14 protein-coding genes and 1 riboswitch are annotated in these 16,465 nt (G+C 65.5%); of the genes, 8 read left to right on the forward strand and 6 right to left on the reverse strand.

Annotated elements, in window-relative coordinates; genetic code table 11:
- Positions 1-20 precede the first annotated feature (20 nt).
- Positions 21-1,397: an MFS transporter gene (locus tag B9Z01_RS24105; RefSeq protein WP_085487693.1), complete on the reverse strand. Its 1,377-nt coding sequence runs from the start codon at positions 1,395-1,397 to the stop codon at positions 21-23.
- Positions 1,398-1,603: 206 nt separating this feature from the next.
- Positions 1,604-3,241: a gamma-glutamyltransferase gene (gene ggt, locus B9Z01_RS24110; protein WP_085487978.1), complete on the reverse strand. Its 1,638-nt coding sequence runs from the start codon at positions 3,239-3,241 to the stop codon at positions 1,604-1,606.
- Positions 3,242-3,636: 395 nt separating this feature from the next.
- Here ggt and B9Z01_RS24115 point away from each other — a divergent pair, with 395 nt between their 5' ends.
- The 3 genes from B9Z01_RS24115 to B9Z01_RS24125 all read left to right on the forward strand — a co-directional run bounded on the left by B9Z01_RS24115 (position 3,637) and on the right by B9Z01_RS24125 (position 5,770).
- Positions 3,637-4,416, forward strand: a complete 780-nt coding sequence (locus tag B9Z01_RS24115; RefSeq protein ID WP_085487695.1) for a DeoR/GlpR family DNA-binding transcription regulator — start codon at positions 3,637-3,639, stop codon at positions 4,414-4,416.
- Between the two features lie 327 nt (positions 4,417-4,743).
- Positions 4,744-4,941: a hypothetical protein gene (locus B9Z01_RS24120; RefSeq protein WP_085487697.1), complete on the forward strand. Its 198-nt coding sequence runs from the start codon at positions 4,744-4,746 to the stop codon at positions 4,939-4,941.
- Positions 4,942-5,122: 181 nt separating this feature from the next.
- Positions 5,123-5,770 carry a TetR/AcrR family transcriptional regulator gene (locus B9Z01_RS24125; RefSeq protein ID WP_085487699.1) on the forward strand — a complete coding sequence of 216 codons (648 nt, stop codon included), beginning with the start codon at positions 5,123-5,125 and terminating at the stop codon, positions 5,768-5,770.
- Between the two features lie 150 nt (positions 5,771-5,920).
- On the opposite strand, the gene B9Z01_RS24130 is transcribed toward B9Z01_RS24125, so the two are convergent.
- On the reverse strand, positions 5,921-6,295 hold the full coding sequence (locus B9Z01_RS24130) for a hypothetical protein (RefSeq protein ID WP_208626163.1): 375 nt from the start codon (positions 6,293-6,295) through the stop codon (positions 5,921-5,923).
- A 201-nt stretch (positions 6,296-6,496) separates the two neighbouring features.
- Here B9Z01_RS24130 and glpD point away from each other — a divergent pair, with 201 nt between their 5' ends.
- The 3 genes from glpD to B9Z01_RS24145 all read left to right on the forward strand — a co-directional run bounded on the left by glpD (position 6,497) and on the right by B9Z01_RS24145 (position 10,569).
- Positions 6,497-8,026, forward strand: a complete 1,530-nt coding sequence (gene glpD / locus B9Z01_RS24135) for a glycerol-3-phosphate dehydrogenase (protein ID WP_085487703.1) — start codon at positions 6,497-6,499, stop codon at positions 8,024-8,026.
- A gap of 228 nt (positions 8,027-8,254) precedes the next feature.
- On the forward strand, positions 8,255-9,754 hold the full coding sequence (glpK, locus tag B9Z01_RS24140) for a glycerol kinase GlpK (RefSeq protein ID WP_085487705.1): 1,500 nt from the start codon (positions 8,255-8,257) through the stop codon (positions 9,752-9,754).
- Positions 9,755-9,882: 128 nt separating this feature from the next.
- Positions 9,883-10,569, forward strand: coding sequence for an HAD family hydrolase (locus tag B9Z01_RS24145; protein WP_085487707.1), 687 nt, complete (start codon positions 9,883-9,885; stop codon positions 10,567-10,569).
- Positions 10,570-10,622: 53 nt separating this feature from the next.
- On the opposite strand, the gene ribB is transcribed toward B9Z01_RS24145, so the two are convergent.
- The 3 genes from ribB to B9Z01_RS24160 form a co-directional block, all read right to left on the reverse strand.
- Entirely contained in the window at positions 10,623-11,342 is a 720-nt protein-coding gene (gene ribB, locus B9Z01_RS24150) for a 3,4-dihydroxy-2-butanone-4-phosphate synthase (protein WP_208626166.1), read from the reverse strand.
- A 153-nt stretch (positions 11,343-11,495) separates the two neighbouring features.
- A riboswitch (FMN riboswitch) is annotated at positions 11,496-11,679 on the reverse strand.
- A 92-nt stretch (positions 11,680-11,771) separates the two neighbouring features.
- Positions 11,772-12,473 carry a helix-turn-helix domain-containing protein gene (locus tag B9Z01_RS24155; protein WP_085487711.1) on the reverse strand — a complete coding sequence of 234 codons (702 nt, stop codon included), beginning with the start codon at positions 12,471-12,473 and terminating at the stop codon, positions 11,772-11,774.
- A 123-nt stretch (positions 12,474-12,596) separates the two neighbouring features.
- The gene (locus B9Z01_RS24160; RefSeq protein ID WP_085487713.1) at positions 12,597-13,763 is read right to left on the reverse strand and encodes an MFS transporter; all 1,167 of its coding nucleotides are present in this window, start codon (positions 13,761-13,763) and stop codon (positions 12,597-12,599) included.
- A 155-nt stretch (positions 13,764-13,918) separates the two neighbouring features.
- Here B9Z01_RS24160 and B9Z01_RS24165 point away from each other — a divergent pair, with 155 nt between their 5' ends.
- Positions 13,919-14,884, forward strand: coding sequence for a LysR family transcriptional regulator (locus tag B9Z01_RS24165; RefSeq protein ID WP_085487715.1), 966 nt, complete (start codon positions 13,919-13,921; stop codon positions 14,882-14,884).
- Positions 14,885-15,045: 161 nt separating this feature from the next.
- Positions 15,046-16,419: a tRNA (N6-isopentenyl adenosine(37)-C2)-methylthiotransferase MiaB gene (gene miaB / locus B9Z01_RS24170; RefSeq protein WP_085487717.1), complete on the forward strand. Its 1,374-nt coding sequence runs from the start codon at positions 15,046-15,048 to the stop codon at positions 16,417-16,419.
- The last annotated feature ends 46 nt before the right edge of the window (positions 16,420-16,465 follow it).

Genomic DNA, 16,465 nt, shown 5'->3' on the forward strand with positions numbered 1-16,465 from the left:
CAACGACCGCCGGCGCACACTCAGGCGGGTTGCACGCTGCCTTGCGCCGGACGCACGCGGCGCATGCGCACCGCGACGATGATCAGCGACACGCCCGACAGCACCGCTGCGAGCAGCACGTAATAACTCGGCGCGAGCTTGTCGCCGGTCAGATGAATGAATGTTTCGACGATGGTCGGCGCAAAACCGCCGAAGATCGTCACACCGATGCTGTAACCGATTGAAAGTCCCGTCGAGCGAACCTGGGTCGGGAAGATCTCCGACATCAACGCGGGCATCGGTCCCGAGTAAGCCGCCTTGAAAATACCGGCGACACCTTGCAGCAACAGCAGCCAGCCGATCGTCGGATGAGACTGCAGCCACGCGAACATCGGATAGATCAGCAAGCCCATCAGGATCGACGTGGTCAGCATGATGCGAATGCGGCCGATGCGATCGGACAGCGCGCCCATGACCGGCGAAAAGATGAACTGCATGCCGCCATTGAGCACGACCACGCCGAACGATGCAGCCGCCGCCATATGCAGCTGCTTGACCGCGTACAGCGGCATGTAGAGCTGCAGCACGTACACGCCGACCGTGGACTGCGCGACGATGCCGATCGCGAGCAGCAGGTTGACCCACTGATTCGAAAACGACGCGTCCTTCTGCGTGTCCACGACCTTGTGTTCGCCGGCGGCTTCCCGGGCTTCCCGCTCGGCGCGCAGCGCGAGGAACTCCGGCGTTTCGTCGAGATGCGAGCGGATGTAATAGCCCACCGGCCCGACCAGCAGGCCGAACACGAACGGAATGCGCCAGCCCCAGCTATTGAGGTGCTCGGCCGGCAACCATGCGGTCAGCAAGGAACCGAACGCCGCCGCGGTAATCGCCGCGAGACCCTGGCTCGCGAACTGCCAGCTCGCGTAATAGCCGCGCCGCGACGCACTGTGCTCGACCATGAACGCCGTCGCGCTGCCAAACTCGCCGCCCACCGCGAAGCCCTGCACGAGGCGCGCGAACAGGACGAGCAGCGGCGCCGCCAGACCGATCGACGAAAACGGCGGCATCACCGCCATCGCGAACGTGCCGACCATCATCAGCGCGATGGCGAGCGTGAGCGCCGCCTTGCGGCCCTTGCGGTCGCCGTATACGCCGAGCACGATCGCGCCGAGCGGGCGCATCAGGAACGAGATGCCGAACGTGGCGATCGCGAGCAGCGTGGAGAGCCACTCGTCCTGCATCGGGAAAAACTGTTTCGCGATGATGGTCGCGAAGTAGCCGTAGACGAGGAAGTCGAACCACTCGAGTGCGTTGCCAACCGACGACGAAAATACGATGCGCCGCACCATGGCCTTCGAAAGCGGCGCGGGCGATGGATGAAGGGAAGCGGTCGCGGAACTCGACCCCGGGGTGTTCATGATGGTCTCCTGCCTGTTTGATGCGTGATTCTGGTGTGCGTGAAGCGGCCGCCCGCGCGCGTGGGCGCTGGCGGATGCGTGCCTGTCGGCAAAGCGCGTTGCCGGCACGAACCGGCGCGGCGCGCGAGGCGCCGCGCCGGTTCGTGCCGTGGAAGTGCTTCCTGACCCACGCTTCGAGCCTCGGCTCCGAGGCTCGAAGCTGCGCGTCAAAAGCCGGCGGCCAACCCGTCGCGACGGCTGTCGCTGGCCGCCACATAGCCGCGCTCGGGCTCGTTGCGATCGAGCTTCCAGATGAACTGGCCGGAGCCGAAGTCCATGTACGGATCGTCGACCGATTTGATCGTGTGGCCGAGCTTCTGCAGGCCCTCGGTGGTCTGCGGATCGAGCGTCGCCTCGATGTCGACCGTGAAGTCGCGATTGACCTTCCAGCGCGGCGCATCGCACGCGGCCTGCGGCTGCTGGCCGTAGTCGAGCATGCGCACCACCGTTTGCAGATGGCCTTGCGGCTGCATGTCGCCGCCCATCACGCCGAAGCTCATCACCGCTTCCTGCTGGCCGTTCACCTGCTGCGTGAGGAATGCCGGGATGATCGTGTGGAACGGCCGCTTGCCGCCTTCCACGACGTTCGGCGACTTCGGATCCATCGAGAAGCCGCAGCCGCGGTTCTGCAGCGCGATGCCGCTGTCCGGCACGACGATGCCGGAGCCGAAGCCCATGTAGTTCGACTGGATGAAGCTCACCATCATGCCGTTCTCGTCCGCCGCCGACATGTAGATCGTGCCGCCCGCCTTCGGCATGCCGAAGTCGAACTGCGTGGCGCGCTTCGGATCGATCAGCTTCGCGCGCGAGCTGAGGTACGCGTCGTCGAGCATCTGCTCCGGCGTGACTTCCATCGAACGCGGATCGGCCACGTAGCGGTAGACGTCGGCGAACGCGAGCTTCATCGCTTCGATCTGCAGATGCTGCGACTCGACGCTGTCGACCTTCAGCGACTTCACGTCGAATTTCTCGAGAATGCCGAGTGCGATCAGCGCCGCGATGCCTTGGCCGTTCGGCGGAATTTCGTGCACGGTGTAGCCGCGATAGTCCTTGCCGATCGGCTCGACCCAATCCGGGCGATAGTTGCGCAGGTCCTCGGCGGTCAGCGCGCCGCCGCCCTCGCGCGCGAACGCGGCGATGCGCTCGGCGATCTCGCCTTCGTAGTACGCGCGCGGGCCTTGCTCGGCGAGCTTGCGCAGCGTCTTCGCGTGACCGGGAAAGCGCACGAGTTCGCTCACTTCAGGCGCGCGGCCGCGCGGCATGAAGGTTTGCGCGAAGCCGGGCTGGTCCTTCAGTTCGGGCACGGCGGCGGCCCACTTGTAGGCGACGATGCTCGCCACCGCGTGACCGCGCTCGGCGATCTCGATAGCGGGCTCCATGAGGTCGGCGAACGGCAGCTTGCCGAACTTCTGATGCAGCGCTTCCCAGCCGGCGATCACGCCCGGCACCGTGACCGCATCCCAGCCGCGCTTGGGCTGCTTCGCGAGACCGTTTTCCTCGCCGTATTTGCGCTTGAAGTAATCGACGTTCCAAGCAGCCGGCGACACGCCCGACGCGTTCAAACCATGCAGCTTCTTGCCGTCCCACACGAGCGCGAACGCATCGCCGCCGAGACCGCATGACACCGGCTCGACGACCGTGATCGCCGCGGCTGCCGCGATCGCCGCGTCGACGGCATTGCCGCCTTTCCACAGCATGCGCAGCCCGGCTTGCGCGGCGAGCGGATGCGAGGTCGAAACGATGTTCCGTGCGAATACGGGCAGACGCTGGGTCGGATAGGGGTTTTGCCAGTTGAAGCCAGTCATGTCGAATACTCTCGAAAGCGCGGCCCGGCCCCGGAAAGCGCCGGACATCATGGGAAAGATTGAAACGCGGATGAAACGCGGAACCCCGGATTGCAGCGCGAACCGGCCCAAAAAACAAATTCATTTATCAAATGAATAAATGCGCAATCCGCCTGAATGGATGTCGGATGCAGGTTCGAAATTCCCGCGTTCAGTTTAGGCGGATGGCGCGAGTTGGCGGCCAAGGGGCCCGATGGTCTTACAATAGCCGCAACCCGTTTGCGCCGGCGCGGCTTGTCGCAAGCTTGTCGCGGCCTCCGCCATGCCCCCGGTGCCGGCCCTTGCCCGGCGGCCGCGTTTGCCTGCGTTTGCCCGCGCGACGGCCACGCCGCCACGACATCCACGACACGAGACACATGACACGAGACCCCCGCCTGACTCTCAACGCCCGGCAACAGGAATTGCTGGAGTGGGTGCAACGCGACGGCTTCGTGACCGTGGACGACCTCGCGAGCCACTTCAACGTGACGCCGCAGACGATCCGCCGCGACGTCAACTGGCTCGCCGACATGAACCTGCTGCGCCGCTATCACGGCGGCGCGAGCCTGCCCACCAGTTCCGAGAACGTTTCCTATACCGCGCGCCAGCGCATGTTCCATGACGAGAAACGGCGCATCGCGGCGCTAGTAGCCACTCACATTCCCGATCAGGCGTCGCTCTTCATCAACCTCGGCACGACCACCGAGGAAGTCGCGCGCGCGCTCAACCGGCACCGCGGCTTGCGCGTCATCACGAACAATCTGAACGTCGCGAGCATGATGAGCGGCTACCCCGATTGCGAAGTGCTCGTGACGGGCGGCATCGTGCGGCCGTGGGACAAGGGGATCGTCGGCGAGCTGGCGATCGACTTCATCCGCCAGTTCAAGGTGGACTTCGCGATCATCGGCACGTCGAGCATCGAGACCGACGGCACGCTGCGCGATTTCGACACCCGCGAAGTGCGCGTGGCCGAGGCGATCATCGAGCACGCCCGCACCGTGTTTCTCGCCGCCGACCACTCCAAGTTCGGCCGCCCGGCGCTGGTTCGCCAGGGGCATCTCGATCAGATCGACGCGCTTTTCACCGACGCAATCCCGCCCGCGGACATGGCCGAGATGCTTACCGCCACCAACTGCCAGGTCTATATCGCCGCGTAACGCCTGGCGGCGTCCGGTCGCGCCAGACATTCTCCGCCATGCTGCGGCGCACGCAAAACTTCGAGTGAAATCAAGGATCTGGCCGCAACCCCGGACCGCCGCCCCGGCGCCCAATTGTCAAACGGAAAATTTACGGGAGCCGGTTTGGTGTTTCACAAGGGGTTGACTACACTCCAGTTCCCCGGCGTTCGTTGCGCGCTACACGCGGCGCCGGCTGCGTGAATCTGTCGTGTAAGCCGTACTTCCCGCCCTGATCCATTAGCGGACCCGACCGGCCCCGCCGGTTGCCTGCAAGGCTGTCCGCGATTGCCTGACATGGAGAGAACGATGCTGAGTCCGCATGAATTCGCCACGTTGTTGCTCGTCAAGGATGCCCCCAATCAGGTCGATATGGGCCGGGAAGAACTCGATGCATTGCTGGAGCGCCAGCTCGTGCAACTCGAACGCCTCGCATCGGGCGACGATCGGTGGCTCGTGACGGAGAACGGCGACAACGCGCTGCGGGCCATCAAGCGTTTTTCCTGAGGCTTGTTCTGTCAAAGTTTCGAGTCGTGTCGGCAGGGTGCGTTGCGGGCAGTTCGCGCGCACCTTCGTTTCACGCGACCTCGCAGTTCGACTAGTGTGACAGCGGGCCGCCTTGCGGCCCTTTATTGTGCGCGAATTATTTACACGGTAAATTGACGCGACGGATTTTCCGCTCTCGCGCATGCCCAAAACGCTCTCACCCGAAGACATCCAGCAGTTTCGCGAAGCCATGCGGCGCGTGGCCGAAAATGCGTTCGCGACGCGCGGCGCGCAAGGCGTGACGATGCGCGAACTGGCGAAGGAACTGGGCTGCAGCGCGATGACGCCCTACCGCTACTTCCGCGACAAGGACGAAATCCTCGCGATGGTCCGCGCCGCCGCGTTCAACCGCTTCGCCGCGCGCCTCGAAACGGTCGCGAAGAGCATCTCCGCGAATGCTGCCGCCACCGATCACGACGCGGTGAGCGAAGCCTACGTCGCATTCGCGCTCGACGAGCCGCACGCGTACCGCCTGATGTTCGACCAGACGCCGCAACAGGGTGCCTACCCTGAACTCACCGCTGCTTCGCAACGCGCGTGGCGCCTGCTCGGCGCGCATTTCGAGCGGCTGGTCGCGGCGGGCGTTCTCGAAGGTGATCCGGAGTTGATCGGTTACGCCTACTGGACGAGCCTGCACGGCTTCACGATGCTCGCGCTCGCCAACCAGTTGCCGCCGCCAGCGGCACTGCACCCCGATTCGGCCAGTGACGCGAGCGAACCATCCCGCGAAGCAGTGTTCGCGCAAATTCTGCGCATGCTATGGCGCGGAGCGTTGCCGCCGCGTGGGTGACGCAGGCGGGTTTGCACGCGATCTGCGTGCGAGCCGGCCAACGCGAACATCAGGCCCGTCAGCTTCGATCAGCCCGATCGTTCTAATCGGTCCAACCCCCGCATCGGCCCGCGAGGCAAAGATAAGCGGCAGCGGCGATTGCCCCGCACTTCACCCGGCGCGCAAGGTCGGATCGACGGCCGAACGCCAGCTGATCGCCTGCGCGCGCTGGTCGGCAAAGAATTGGACCCACTGATTGCGCACCTTCGGATCGCTGCTCGTTCCCTCGCTCGCGTGACGCTGCGCGATCGATGCCTGGAACGCACAGAAGTCTTCCTTCGAAAGCCGGCCGCGCCGGTTCGCCACGTAAGCGTCGAAGAACGTCGTGTAGACGTTCTGCGCGTCATTGCCGTAATCGACCGTTTGCGGCGAACACATCTGCTGCAACGCCTCGAACGACGGCGCCCCTCTCGTTCCCTCCAGACTCGGCGAACTCACACATCCCGCCAGAAGCGCCGCGGCGCCGATCATCAAAAGTCCACGCATTCATCACCTCGAAATGGCTGCTGTCGAAAGTATCGTCCGTGGACGCGCGTTGCGCCACTCCTCTCGCCATCCGGCCAGGCCGCGTTCGGGCAAACGAACTTTACTTTTTCGAATATGTTCATTAAAGTTCGAAAACGAACACAATTCGCTCGATTACCATTCCAACTCATTTTTCCGGATTCGACGCAGAGGACTCAGCAGGTGACGCAAGGCTCGAAATACGATTTGCTCGTCGTGGGCGGCGGGATCAACGGCGCCGGCATCGCCCGCGACGCGGCCGGCCGCGGGCTGTCGGTGCTGCTGTGCGAACAGGACGATCTGGCCGCGCATACGTCATCGGCGAGCACCAAGCTGATTCACGGCGGCCTGCGCTACCTCGAATACCGCGAGTTCGGGCTCGTGCGCAAAGCGCTGCAGGAGCGCGAAACGCTGCTGCGCGCAGCGCCGCACATCATGTGGCCGCTGCGCTTCGTGATGCCGCACATGCCCGATCTGCGTCCGGCCTGGATGATCCGCGCGGGCCTGTTCCTCTACGACCATCTGGCGAAACGCGAGCTGCTGCCCGGCTCGCGCGGCATCGTGATGCACAAGCACCCTGCCGGCGGGCCGCTCGTCGATTCGATCAAACGCGGTTTCGTCTATTCGGACGGCTGGGTCAACGACGCGCGGCTCGTCGTGCTGAATGCGCTCGACGCGCACGAGCGCGGCGCGACGATCCTCACGCGCACGAAGCTCGTGAGCGCGGCGCGCGCGGGCGGCGAGTGGCGCGCGCAACTGCAACGCGCGGACGGCACGAGCCTCGACGTGCGCGCGGCGGCCATCGCGAACGCGGCGGGCCCGTGGGTCGGCGAACTGCTGAAGGGCGCGCTCGGCCGGCCGGCGTCGCACAGTGTGCGGCTCGTCAAGGGCAGCCACATCGTCACGCGGCGCCTGTTCGAGCACGATCACGCGTACATCTTCCAGAACCCGGACAAGCGGATCATCTTCGCGATTCCGTACGAACACGACTACACGCTGATCGGCACGACCGACCTCGAATATCGCGGCGACCCGTCGCAGGTGGCGATCGACGCCGACGAAACGCAGTACCTCTGCGATTCGATCAACCGCTACTTCAAGCAGAAGATTTCGCCCGCTGATGTGCGCTGGACTTACTCGGGCGTGCGTCCGCTGCTCGAAGACGAAAACGCGGACAACCCGTCGGCGGTCACGCGCGACTACTCGCTCGAGCTCGACGCACCCGCGAACGAAGCGCCGCTGCTCTCGGTGTTCGGCGGCAAGATCACGACGTTTCGCAAGCTCGCCGAGCAGGCGGTCGATACGCTCGCGCAGACGCTGCATCACGATGCGCCGGCGTGGACGGTCGGCGCGCCGCTGCCCGGCGGCGATATCGCGCATGCGAACTTCAATCGCTTCCTCGGCGAATTCAGCCGCGCGCATGCGTGGCTGCCGGCGCCGCTGGCTCATCGGCTCGCCCGCGCGTACGGCACGCGCGCGAGCCGCGTGCTCGGCAACGCACGCTCGCTCGCCGACCTCGGCCACGAATTCTCGCCGGGTCTTTACGAAGCCGAGCTGACTTACCTGCGCGATACCGAATGGGCACGCAGCGCGCAGGACGTGCTGTGGCGGCGCTCGAAACTCGGGCTGCACGTTGCGCCGGGCACGCTCGAACAGGTCACGCGCGACATCGACGGGTGGTTCGCGCACGAAACCGCGCGGCAGAGCGCGTAGGCGGCGCAGGCGACACGCGCGGCACGAACACACGCGGCACAAGCAGGCGCAAGCCCGCGCGAGCGCGCACGCCGCCCTCCCGCTTCAAACCGGCTCATCTCCGGCTGGACGAGACCCGCACGCGCAATCACACTATGGCGGCCCGCTCAGAACAACACGCCGCAACAATAGCCGCCCGCATCGCCGGCCCGCAGCACGGCGATCCGTAACATGCATGGAGAAGACACAATGCAGGATCAGTACGTCCTCGCGCTTGACCAAGGCACCACCAGCTCGCGCGCGATGCTGTTCGACCGGCGCGGCAACGTCGTGTCGATCGCGCAGAAAGAATTTCAGCAGATCTATCCGCATCCCGGCTGGGTCGAGCACGATCCGCAGGAAATCTGGTCGACTCAGGCCGGCGTCGCCGCCGAGGCCGTGACGCGCGCCGGCATGAACGGCACGTCGATCGCGGCAATCGGCATCACGAACCAGCGTGAAACCACCATCGTGTGGGATCGCGAAACCGGCCAGCCGGTCTACAACGCGATCGTCTGGCAGGACCGCCGCACCGCCGACTTCTGCGACGCACTGAAGGCGCAAGGTCTCGAAGCGGGCGTGCGGGCGAAAACCGGTCTGCCGATCGACTCGTACTTCTCGGCCACCAAGATCCGCTGGATTCTCGACAACGTCGCAGGCGCGCGCGAAAAAGCCCGCCAGGGCCGGCTCGCGTTCGGCACCGTCGACAGCTGGCTCATGTGGAATTTCACGAAGGGCGCGCTGCACATCACCGACGTGACCAACGCGTCACGCACGATGCTCTTCAACATCCACACGCTGAAATGGGACGATGAACTGCTCGACGCGCTCGACATTCCGCGCAGCATGCTGCCGGAAGTGCGGCCTTCGTCGGAGGTATACGGGCCGACCGTGACCACGGTGTTCGCATCGAAAATTCCGCTCGCGGGCATCGCCGGCGATCAGCACGCCGCCCTCTTCGGCCAGATGTGCACCGAGTCGGGCATGGTGAAGAACACCTACGGCACCGGCTGCTTTCTCGTGATGAACACCGGCAGCGAGCCGATCGAATCGAAGAACAATCTCGTCACGACGATCGCCTGGCAGATCGGCGACAGAATCGACTATGCGCTCGAAGGCAGCATCTTCATCGGCGGTGCGGTCGTGCAATGGCTGCGCGACGGCCTTGGCATCATCAAGAACGCCGCGGAGATCGAAACGCTCGCGCGCGGCGTGCCGCATTGCGACGGCGTATACCTCGTGCCTGCGTTCGCCGGCCTCGGCGCGCCGCACTGGAACGCGCACGCGCGCGGCACGCTGTTCGGCGTGACGCGCGGCACGACGTCCGCGCACATTGCGCGCGCGGCGCTCGATTCGATCGCGTATCAATCGCTCGACGTGCTGAAGGCAATGGAAGCCGACTCGGGCATTCGCATCGGCGAATTGCGCGTGGATGGCGGCGCCTGCGCAAACAATCTGCTGATGCAATTCCAGGCCGACATTCTCGGCGTCGACACGGTGCGCCCGAAAGTGCCGGAGACGACCGCGCTCGGCGCGGCGTATCTCGCCGGTCTCGCGGTCGGCTACTGGAAGGACATCGACGAACTGCAAAGCCAGTGGAAGCTCGAGCACCGTTTCACGCCCGCGTTGCCGCACGCGGAGGTCAAGGTCTGCCTCGACGGCTGGCAGCGCGCGATCCGCGCGGCGAAGGCGTGGGCCGATACGCCATGAGTGGCACATAAGCGGCCCATGAGTGGCACATGAACGGCGCCGGAAAGCACGTATCATGACGCTTTCCATCCCAAAGCGCGGGCTGGCGACGACGCCAGCCCGCACTTCCCGCTTATCGTTTTTCAGGCATGATCGACCACCTCATCTGTGACTGCGACGGCGTGCTCGTCGACAGCGAAGTCATCGCCGATCGCGTGATGTTCGACACGCTGACGGCGACGTTCCCCGGCATCGACTTCGAACCCGTCGTCAAAACCGCGTTCGGCCAGCAGACCTCGCGCTTTCTCGAAGGCGTCGAAAAGTCGTTCGACATCACGCTGCCCGATGGCTTCCTCGAAACGGTCGAACACAACGTCGGGATCGAGCTCGCGGCCTCGCTCAGCCCGATCAACGGCGTGCGCGAGGCGCTGCAACGCGTGACACTGCCGGTCGCGGTCGTCTCGAACAGCCGCATGACGCGCGTGAGCGCATCGGTGCGGCGCGCGGGTTTGCAGCAGATTTTCGGCGCGCGGATTTTCAGCGCCGAACAGGTGGCGCGGCCCAAGCCCTACCCCGACGTGTATCTGTTCGCTGCGCAGACGCTCGGCGTGGAGCCGTCGCGCTGCCTCGTCGTCGAAGACAGCGTGGCCGGCCTGAACGCGGCGCGCGCGGCGGGCATGAAGACGATTGCCTTCGTCGGCGCGAGCCATATTCCCGACGGCTACGCGGACGCGCTGCGCGCAATGGGCATGACGCGCATCATGAAGCACATGGACGAATTGCCCGAGCTCGTCGCGGCAGGCGTGCGCGGTGAGTTTGGCGACGTGCAGTCGTAGCGGTCGTTGCCGATGACGTGTTGCGTCATCGGCAACAACGCACCACCCGCCTGTCAGGCCTCGATCACCGCACCCTCGCGCACCTGCGCGAGCGCCTCACGGAACTCGACGAGTTCGGCGATCGTCAGCATCGGCAGATCGTGTCGAGCCGCAAAGCGCTCGACGTCCGCGCCGCGCGTCATCGTGCCATCCGGATTCATCAATTCGCACAGCACGCCGGCCGGCTTCAGGCCCGCGAGAATCGCGAGATCGACCGTGCCCTCGGTATGGCCGCGCCGCGCGAGCACGCCGCCGGGCATTGCCCGCAGCGGGAACACGTGGCCCGGCCGCACGATGTCGGCGGGCATGGCCGTGTCGGCGATCGCGGCGCGGATCGTCGTCACGCGATCCTGCGCGGACACGCCGGTACTCACGCCCTCGCGCGCTTCGATCGACACGGTGAACGCCGTGCCGTGACGGCTTTCGTTGTTGACGGCCATCGGCGGCAATTCGAGCGCGCGAATCCTGTCGTCGGGCAGGCACAGGCAGACGATGCCGCTGCATTCGCGGATCAGCAGCGCCATCGTTTCGACCGACAGACGCTCTGCCGCGACGATCAGATCGGCTTCGTTCTCGCGGTCGTGGTCGTCCTGCAGCACGACGGCACGGCCCTCGCGCATCGCCTGCAAGGCGGCGGCGATACGCGGCGGAACGGTCTCGGTGGCGAGCAGGGGGAGATCGGCGAATGCATCGTCTGCAATCGTCGACGGAGCAGGAAAAGCAGCAAAGGACATGGTTGAAACGCTCATCGCAAAAGTTGGGCGAAAAACGTTTCAGGGCATTGCAAACAGACTGGCACGCGCCGCCGGGCACCGCGCAAAGGCGGCGCTCATACCTGATGCACCGCCTGAACCACGGACGGCGTCACGGAACGCACAGGACTATCTGCACATCTTCTTCCATCCGGACTATGACCGTCGGCTCTGGCTTCTCACCAGATCTGCTGACCCCGCCACGGTCTTCGCTGATGCGAAGAACACGCGATGCGGGCGCTCGCGGGCTCGCCGGCTCGCGCTTTCGCGCTGCTGGCTTACCGCCGGTGGGGAATTTCACCCCGCCCTGAAGACGCACTGATTGCCGGATCGACCGGCTGGCGAAGCATACAACAGCCGCGCCGGAGCTGCAGCGCGACGAACAAAGACCCTACTGGGGGTGCTGATCCCTCAACCCGGCACACCTTCGCGCGCGGCCTCGTCCCGCGTCGCGCCCGCTGCCGGCACGTCCCAGCGCGGCGGCGTTTCCGCCTTCAACGTCACGCGAAACGCGCGTGCCTCGGTGTCGCCGGGATTGCGCAGACTGTGCGGCTGGTCGGCATCGAAGACGATCGCGTCGCCGGTCGCCAGCAACTGACGCTGATCGTGCACGCTGACTTCGAGCGTGCCGTCGCTGACCACGAGGTTCACCGTCGTGCCCGGCGCGCGCGGCGTGCCCGCCTCGGTGTGCAGCGGCGCGATGCGCAACTCGTGAAACTCGGCGGCGCCCGGCTCGGCATCGGGATAAAGCGGCCGCGCCGAATAGCGCCCGTTCTCGCTGACGATACGCGCCGAGCGCTCTGCCGGCAGATGCTCGAAGCCGTTGGTCGCGTGCCGCCGCAGGAACGCCGCCACCGATACTTTCAGCGCCGCCGCCACTTTGCACAGCACCTTGATCGACGGCACGCTGCGCGCCGATTCGATCTGCGCGAGCATCGCGCGCGACACGCCCGAGGCGCGCGCCAGCGCGTCGAGCGAAAGCTGCCGTTCGGCGCGCAGCCGGGCCAGATTCACGCCGACCAGCTGTTCTAGTGCATCGAAGGGTTCGGCGGCGCGCGGCGACGCATCGGCTTCGGCCTGGGGATCGCGAACCAGCGCGAGCGGGGAATGCATATTTGCCTCCAAAGCGCCGCCCGGCGGCGCAAAAGCAGTGAGTGGAAGCAAGATAGCATCGCGTTGCGCCGCGCCCAACGAAGTTATCTTCACACTGTTATCAGCATCGCAGAGGCAAGCAGTTCACGCGCGCTGCGCTACCGTGCGCATCGGCGCATCCATGCGCGCCGCGAACCACGTGAGCAGCAGCGCCGCCACGCTCACCGCGGCCGCGACCCACGGCAAGCTATCGAGCGAGTGTCCGTGACCGATCACGAGACCGCCGAGCCACGCACCCGCCGCATTGCCGACGTTGAACGCGCCGATGTTCAGCGTCGAGGCGAGATTCGGCGCGGCCGCCGCCTTCTCGACTACACGCATCTGCAGCGGCGGCACCGTCGCGAACGCGGCAATGCCCCACACGAACACCGTAATCGCCGCCGCCACCTGCGAATGGCTCGTGCGCGCGAAGATCGCCATTACCACCGCGAGCACGGCCAGAATGCCCATCAGCGACGGCATCAGCGCGCGGTCCGCGAGCTTGCCGCCGGCCACGTTGCCGATCGTCAGGCCCACGCCGAACAGCACGAGGATCAGCGTCACGCCACGCGGCGAGAAGCCGCTCACCTGTTCGAGGATCGGCGCGATATAGGTGAACACGACGAACACGCCGCCGAAGCCGAGCACCGTCATCGCGAGCGCGGTCCAGACTTGCGGGTCCCTCAGCACGCGCAGTTCGTGGCCGAGACTGGCCGGACCGGTGTCGTGCCGGTTCGGCACGAGCGCCGCGATGCCCGCGAGCGAGAGCACGCCGAGCGCGCTCACGATCCAGAACGTCGCGCGCCAGCCGAACTGCTGGCCGATGAAGGTGCCGAACGGCACGCCGAGCACATTGGCGAGCGTGAGGCCCGTGAACATCAACGCGATCGCGCTCGCGCGCTTCTCGGCCGGCACGAGCGACGCCGCCACCACCGCGCCGATGCCGAAGAACGAACCGTGCGCGAACGAAGTCACGACGCGCGCGACCATCAGCACCGAATAGTCCGGCGCCGTCGCGCACAGCACATTGCCGACGATGAACACACCCATCAGCAATTGCAGCGCCAGCTTGCGCGACATTTTGCTCGTCACCACCGCGAGCAGCGGCGCGCCGACCGCGACGCCGAGCGCATAGCCGCTCACGAGCAGCCCCGCCGACGGAATCGACACGGCGAGATCGCGCGCGACCTCGGGCAACAGGCCCATGATGACGAATTCGGTCGTGCCGATCGCGAATGCGCTGATCGCAAGCGCGAGTAAGGGGATGGGCATTTTTCCGCTCCGGATTGAGATGAGATGGTGCTGGCGGCGGCAGGCAATGGCTGAGCAGCATCAGACTTTTGACCACGGCATTGTCGAGGCACGGCGTCAATTTGATAATTGGCGTAGCATTTGAAGCATTTTCAAATTCTCTTTGAAAGTAAGCGATGGACAATCTCGGCGACATCCGTCTCTTCGTCGAAGCGGCGCAGCAAGGCAGCCTGTCGGCGGCGGGCCGCAAGATGGGTCTCACGCCCGCCGCGGCGAGCGCGCGTCTCGCGAAACTCGAAGCGCATCTGAAAGCGCGGCTTTTCGAGCGCACCACACGCCAGTTGCGGCTCACCGACGAAGGCCGGCTCTACCTGAACTGCTGCCGCCAGGCGCTGCAATCACTCGACGACGCCGAAGCGGCGCTGCAGGCGGGCCAGGGCGTCGTGCGCGGCAAGGTGCGGATCTCGGCGACGTCCGACTTCGGCCGCAATCTGCTGATGCACTGGCTCGACGAATTCAACGCGCTGTATCCGGAAGTGCAGTTCGCGCTGATGCTGTCGGATTCGCTGTCGAATCTCGTGCAGGAGGACATCGATCTCGCGATCCGCTTCGGCGTGCCGCCCGACAGTTCGCTGGTCGCGCGCAAGCTGGCGCCGAACCGGCGCGTGCTGTGCGCGTCGCCGGAATACGTCGCGCGCAAGGGCGAGCCGAAAGACCCGCGGGATCTGGCCAATTTCGATTGCATCGTGCTCGGCACCGCATCCGGGCCGGTGAACGAGTGGCGCTTCACGCGCGGCGACGAAGTGCAGCACTACACCGTGCCGCTCGACTCCGCGCGCGAAACCAACGACGGCGCGGTCGCCCGCGAATGGGCGCTGCGCGGCTACGGGATCGTCATCAAGTCGATGTGGGATGTGGAGGCGGATCTGCGCTGCGATGGACTGAAGGTCCTGCTGCCCGAGTGGCGCTACCCGGACGCGCCGCTGCACGCGCTCTATCACCGCAACCGCTTCATGGCGCCGCGCGTGCGCGTGCTGCTCGACTTCCTCGCCGAGCGTTTCGCGCAGTGGTCGAGCGAACTGGAAAGCCTGCTCGGCCTGCCGCCGGAGCCCCCGGCCGGCGGCCAAACCCGCGCTCACTGAAGGGCTATAATATCGAGCTACGCTGCAACGGCGCTCGCGCATGAGCTGGATGCGCGGCTGAATACACGGCCGAAGCATGACCGGACGCGCCGCGCTGCCCCGCAGTTCCTCTTCACCCTTTATGACGCCCCCAGGTTAACCACTGCGACCGGCGAAATTCGATGACCAAGAAAGTTTATGTAAAGACCTTCGGCTGCCAGATGAACGAGTACGACTCCGACAAGATGGTCGACGTGCTCGGTGCCGCTGAAGGACTCGTCAAGACCGACACGCCGGAAGACGCCGACGTGATCCTGTTCAATACCTGCTCGGTGCGCGAAAAAGCGCAGGAGAAAGTCTTCTCCGACCTCGGCCGCGTGCGCGAGCTGAAGGACGCGAATCCCAACCTGATTATCGGCGTGGGCGGCTGTGTGGCGAGCCAGGAAGGCGCATCGATCGTCGCGCGCGCGCCGTACGTCGATATCGTGTTCGGTCCGCAAACGCTGCACCGCCTGCCGCAGATGATCGGCGAGCGCCGCGCGAGCGGCCGCGCCCAGGTCGATATTTCGTTCCCCGAAATCGAGAAGTTCGATCACCTGCCGCCCGCGCGCGTCGACGGTCCGAGCGCGTTCGTGTCGATCATGGAAGGCTGCAGCAAGTACTGCAGCTATTGCGTCGTGCCGTACACGCGCGGCGAGGAAGTATCGCGCCCGCTCGACGACGTGCTCACCGAAATCGCCGGCCTCGCCGACCAGGGCGTGCGCGAAGTCACGCTGCTCGGCCAGAACGTCAATGCCTACCGTGGCGCGCTCACGCTCGGCTCGACCGAAATCGCCGACTTCGCGACGCTGATCGAATACGTCGCCGATCTTCCCGGCATCGAACGGATTCGCTACACCACGTCGCATCCGAAGGAATTCACGCAGCGCCTCATCGACACCTACGCGAAGGTGCCCAAGCTCGTGAGCCATCTGCATCTGCCGGTGCAGCACGGCTCCGACCGCATCCTGATGGCGATGAAGCGCGGCTACACGGTGCTCGAATACAAGTCCGTGATCCGCAAGCTGCGCGCGATCCGCCCGGACCTGTCGCTGTCGACCGACATGATCGTCGGCTTCCCCGGCGAGACCGAGGAAGACTTCGCGAAGATGATGGCGCTCGTCGACGAGATGAAGTACGACACGAGCTTCTCGTTCATCTACAGCCCGCGTCCCGGCACGCCGGCCGCGAACCTGCACGACGACACGCCGCGCGAAGTGAAGCTCAAGCGCCTGCAACACCTGCAGGCCACGATCGAAGAGAACGTGCAGCGCATCAGCCATGCGATGGTGGGCAAAGTCGAGCGTATTCTGGTCGAGCGCCCGGCGCGCAAGGACCCGAACGAACTCGCGGGCCGCACCGAGAACAACCGCGTCGTCAATTTCCCGGCGCCGGTTGCATCGCACGCACGGCTGATCGGCCAGATGGTCGACGTGAAGATCGTTCATGCGTACCCGCACTCGCTGCGCGGCGAACTCGTGATGGTTCACGACGACAACGCGGCCACGACGCACTAGGCGTCCCGCACGCAACCCGTAAGCGACCAGCAGGCACGCCCCGCGT

Origin of the sequence: Paraburkholderia susongensis, assembly GCF_900177725.1 — a bacterium.
Taxonomy (GTDB): Bacteria; Pseudomonadota; Gammaproteobacteria; order Burkholderiales; family Burkholderiaceae; genus Paraburkholderia; species Paraburkholderia susongensis.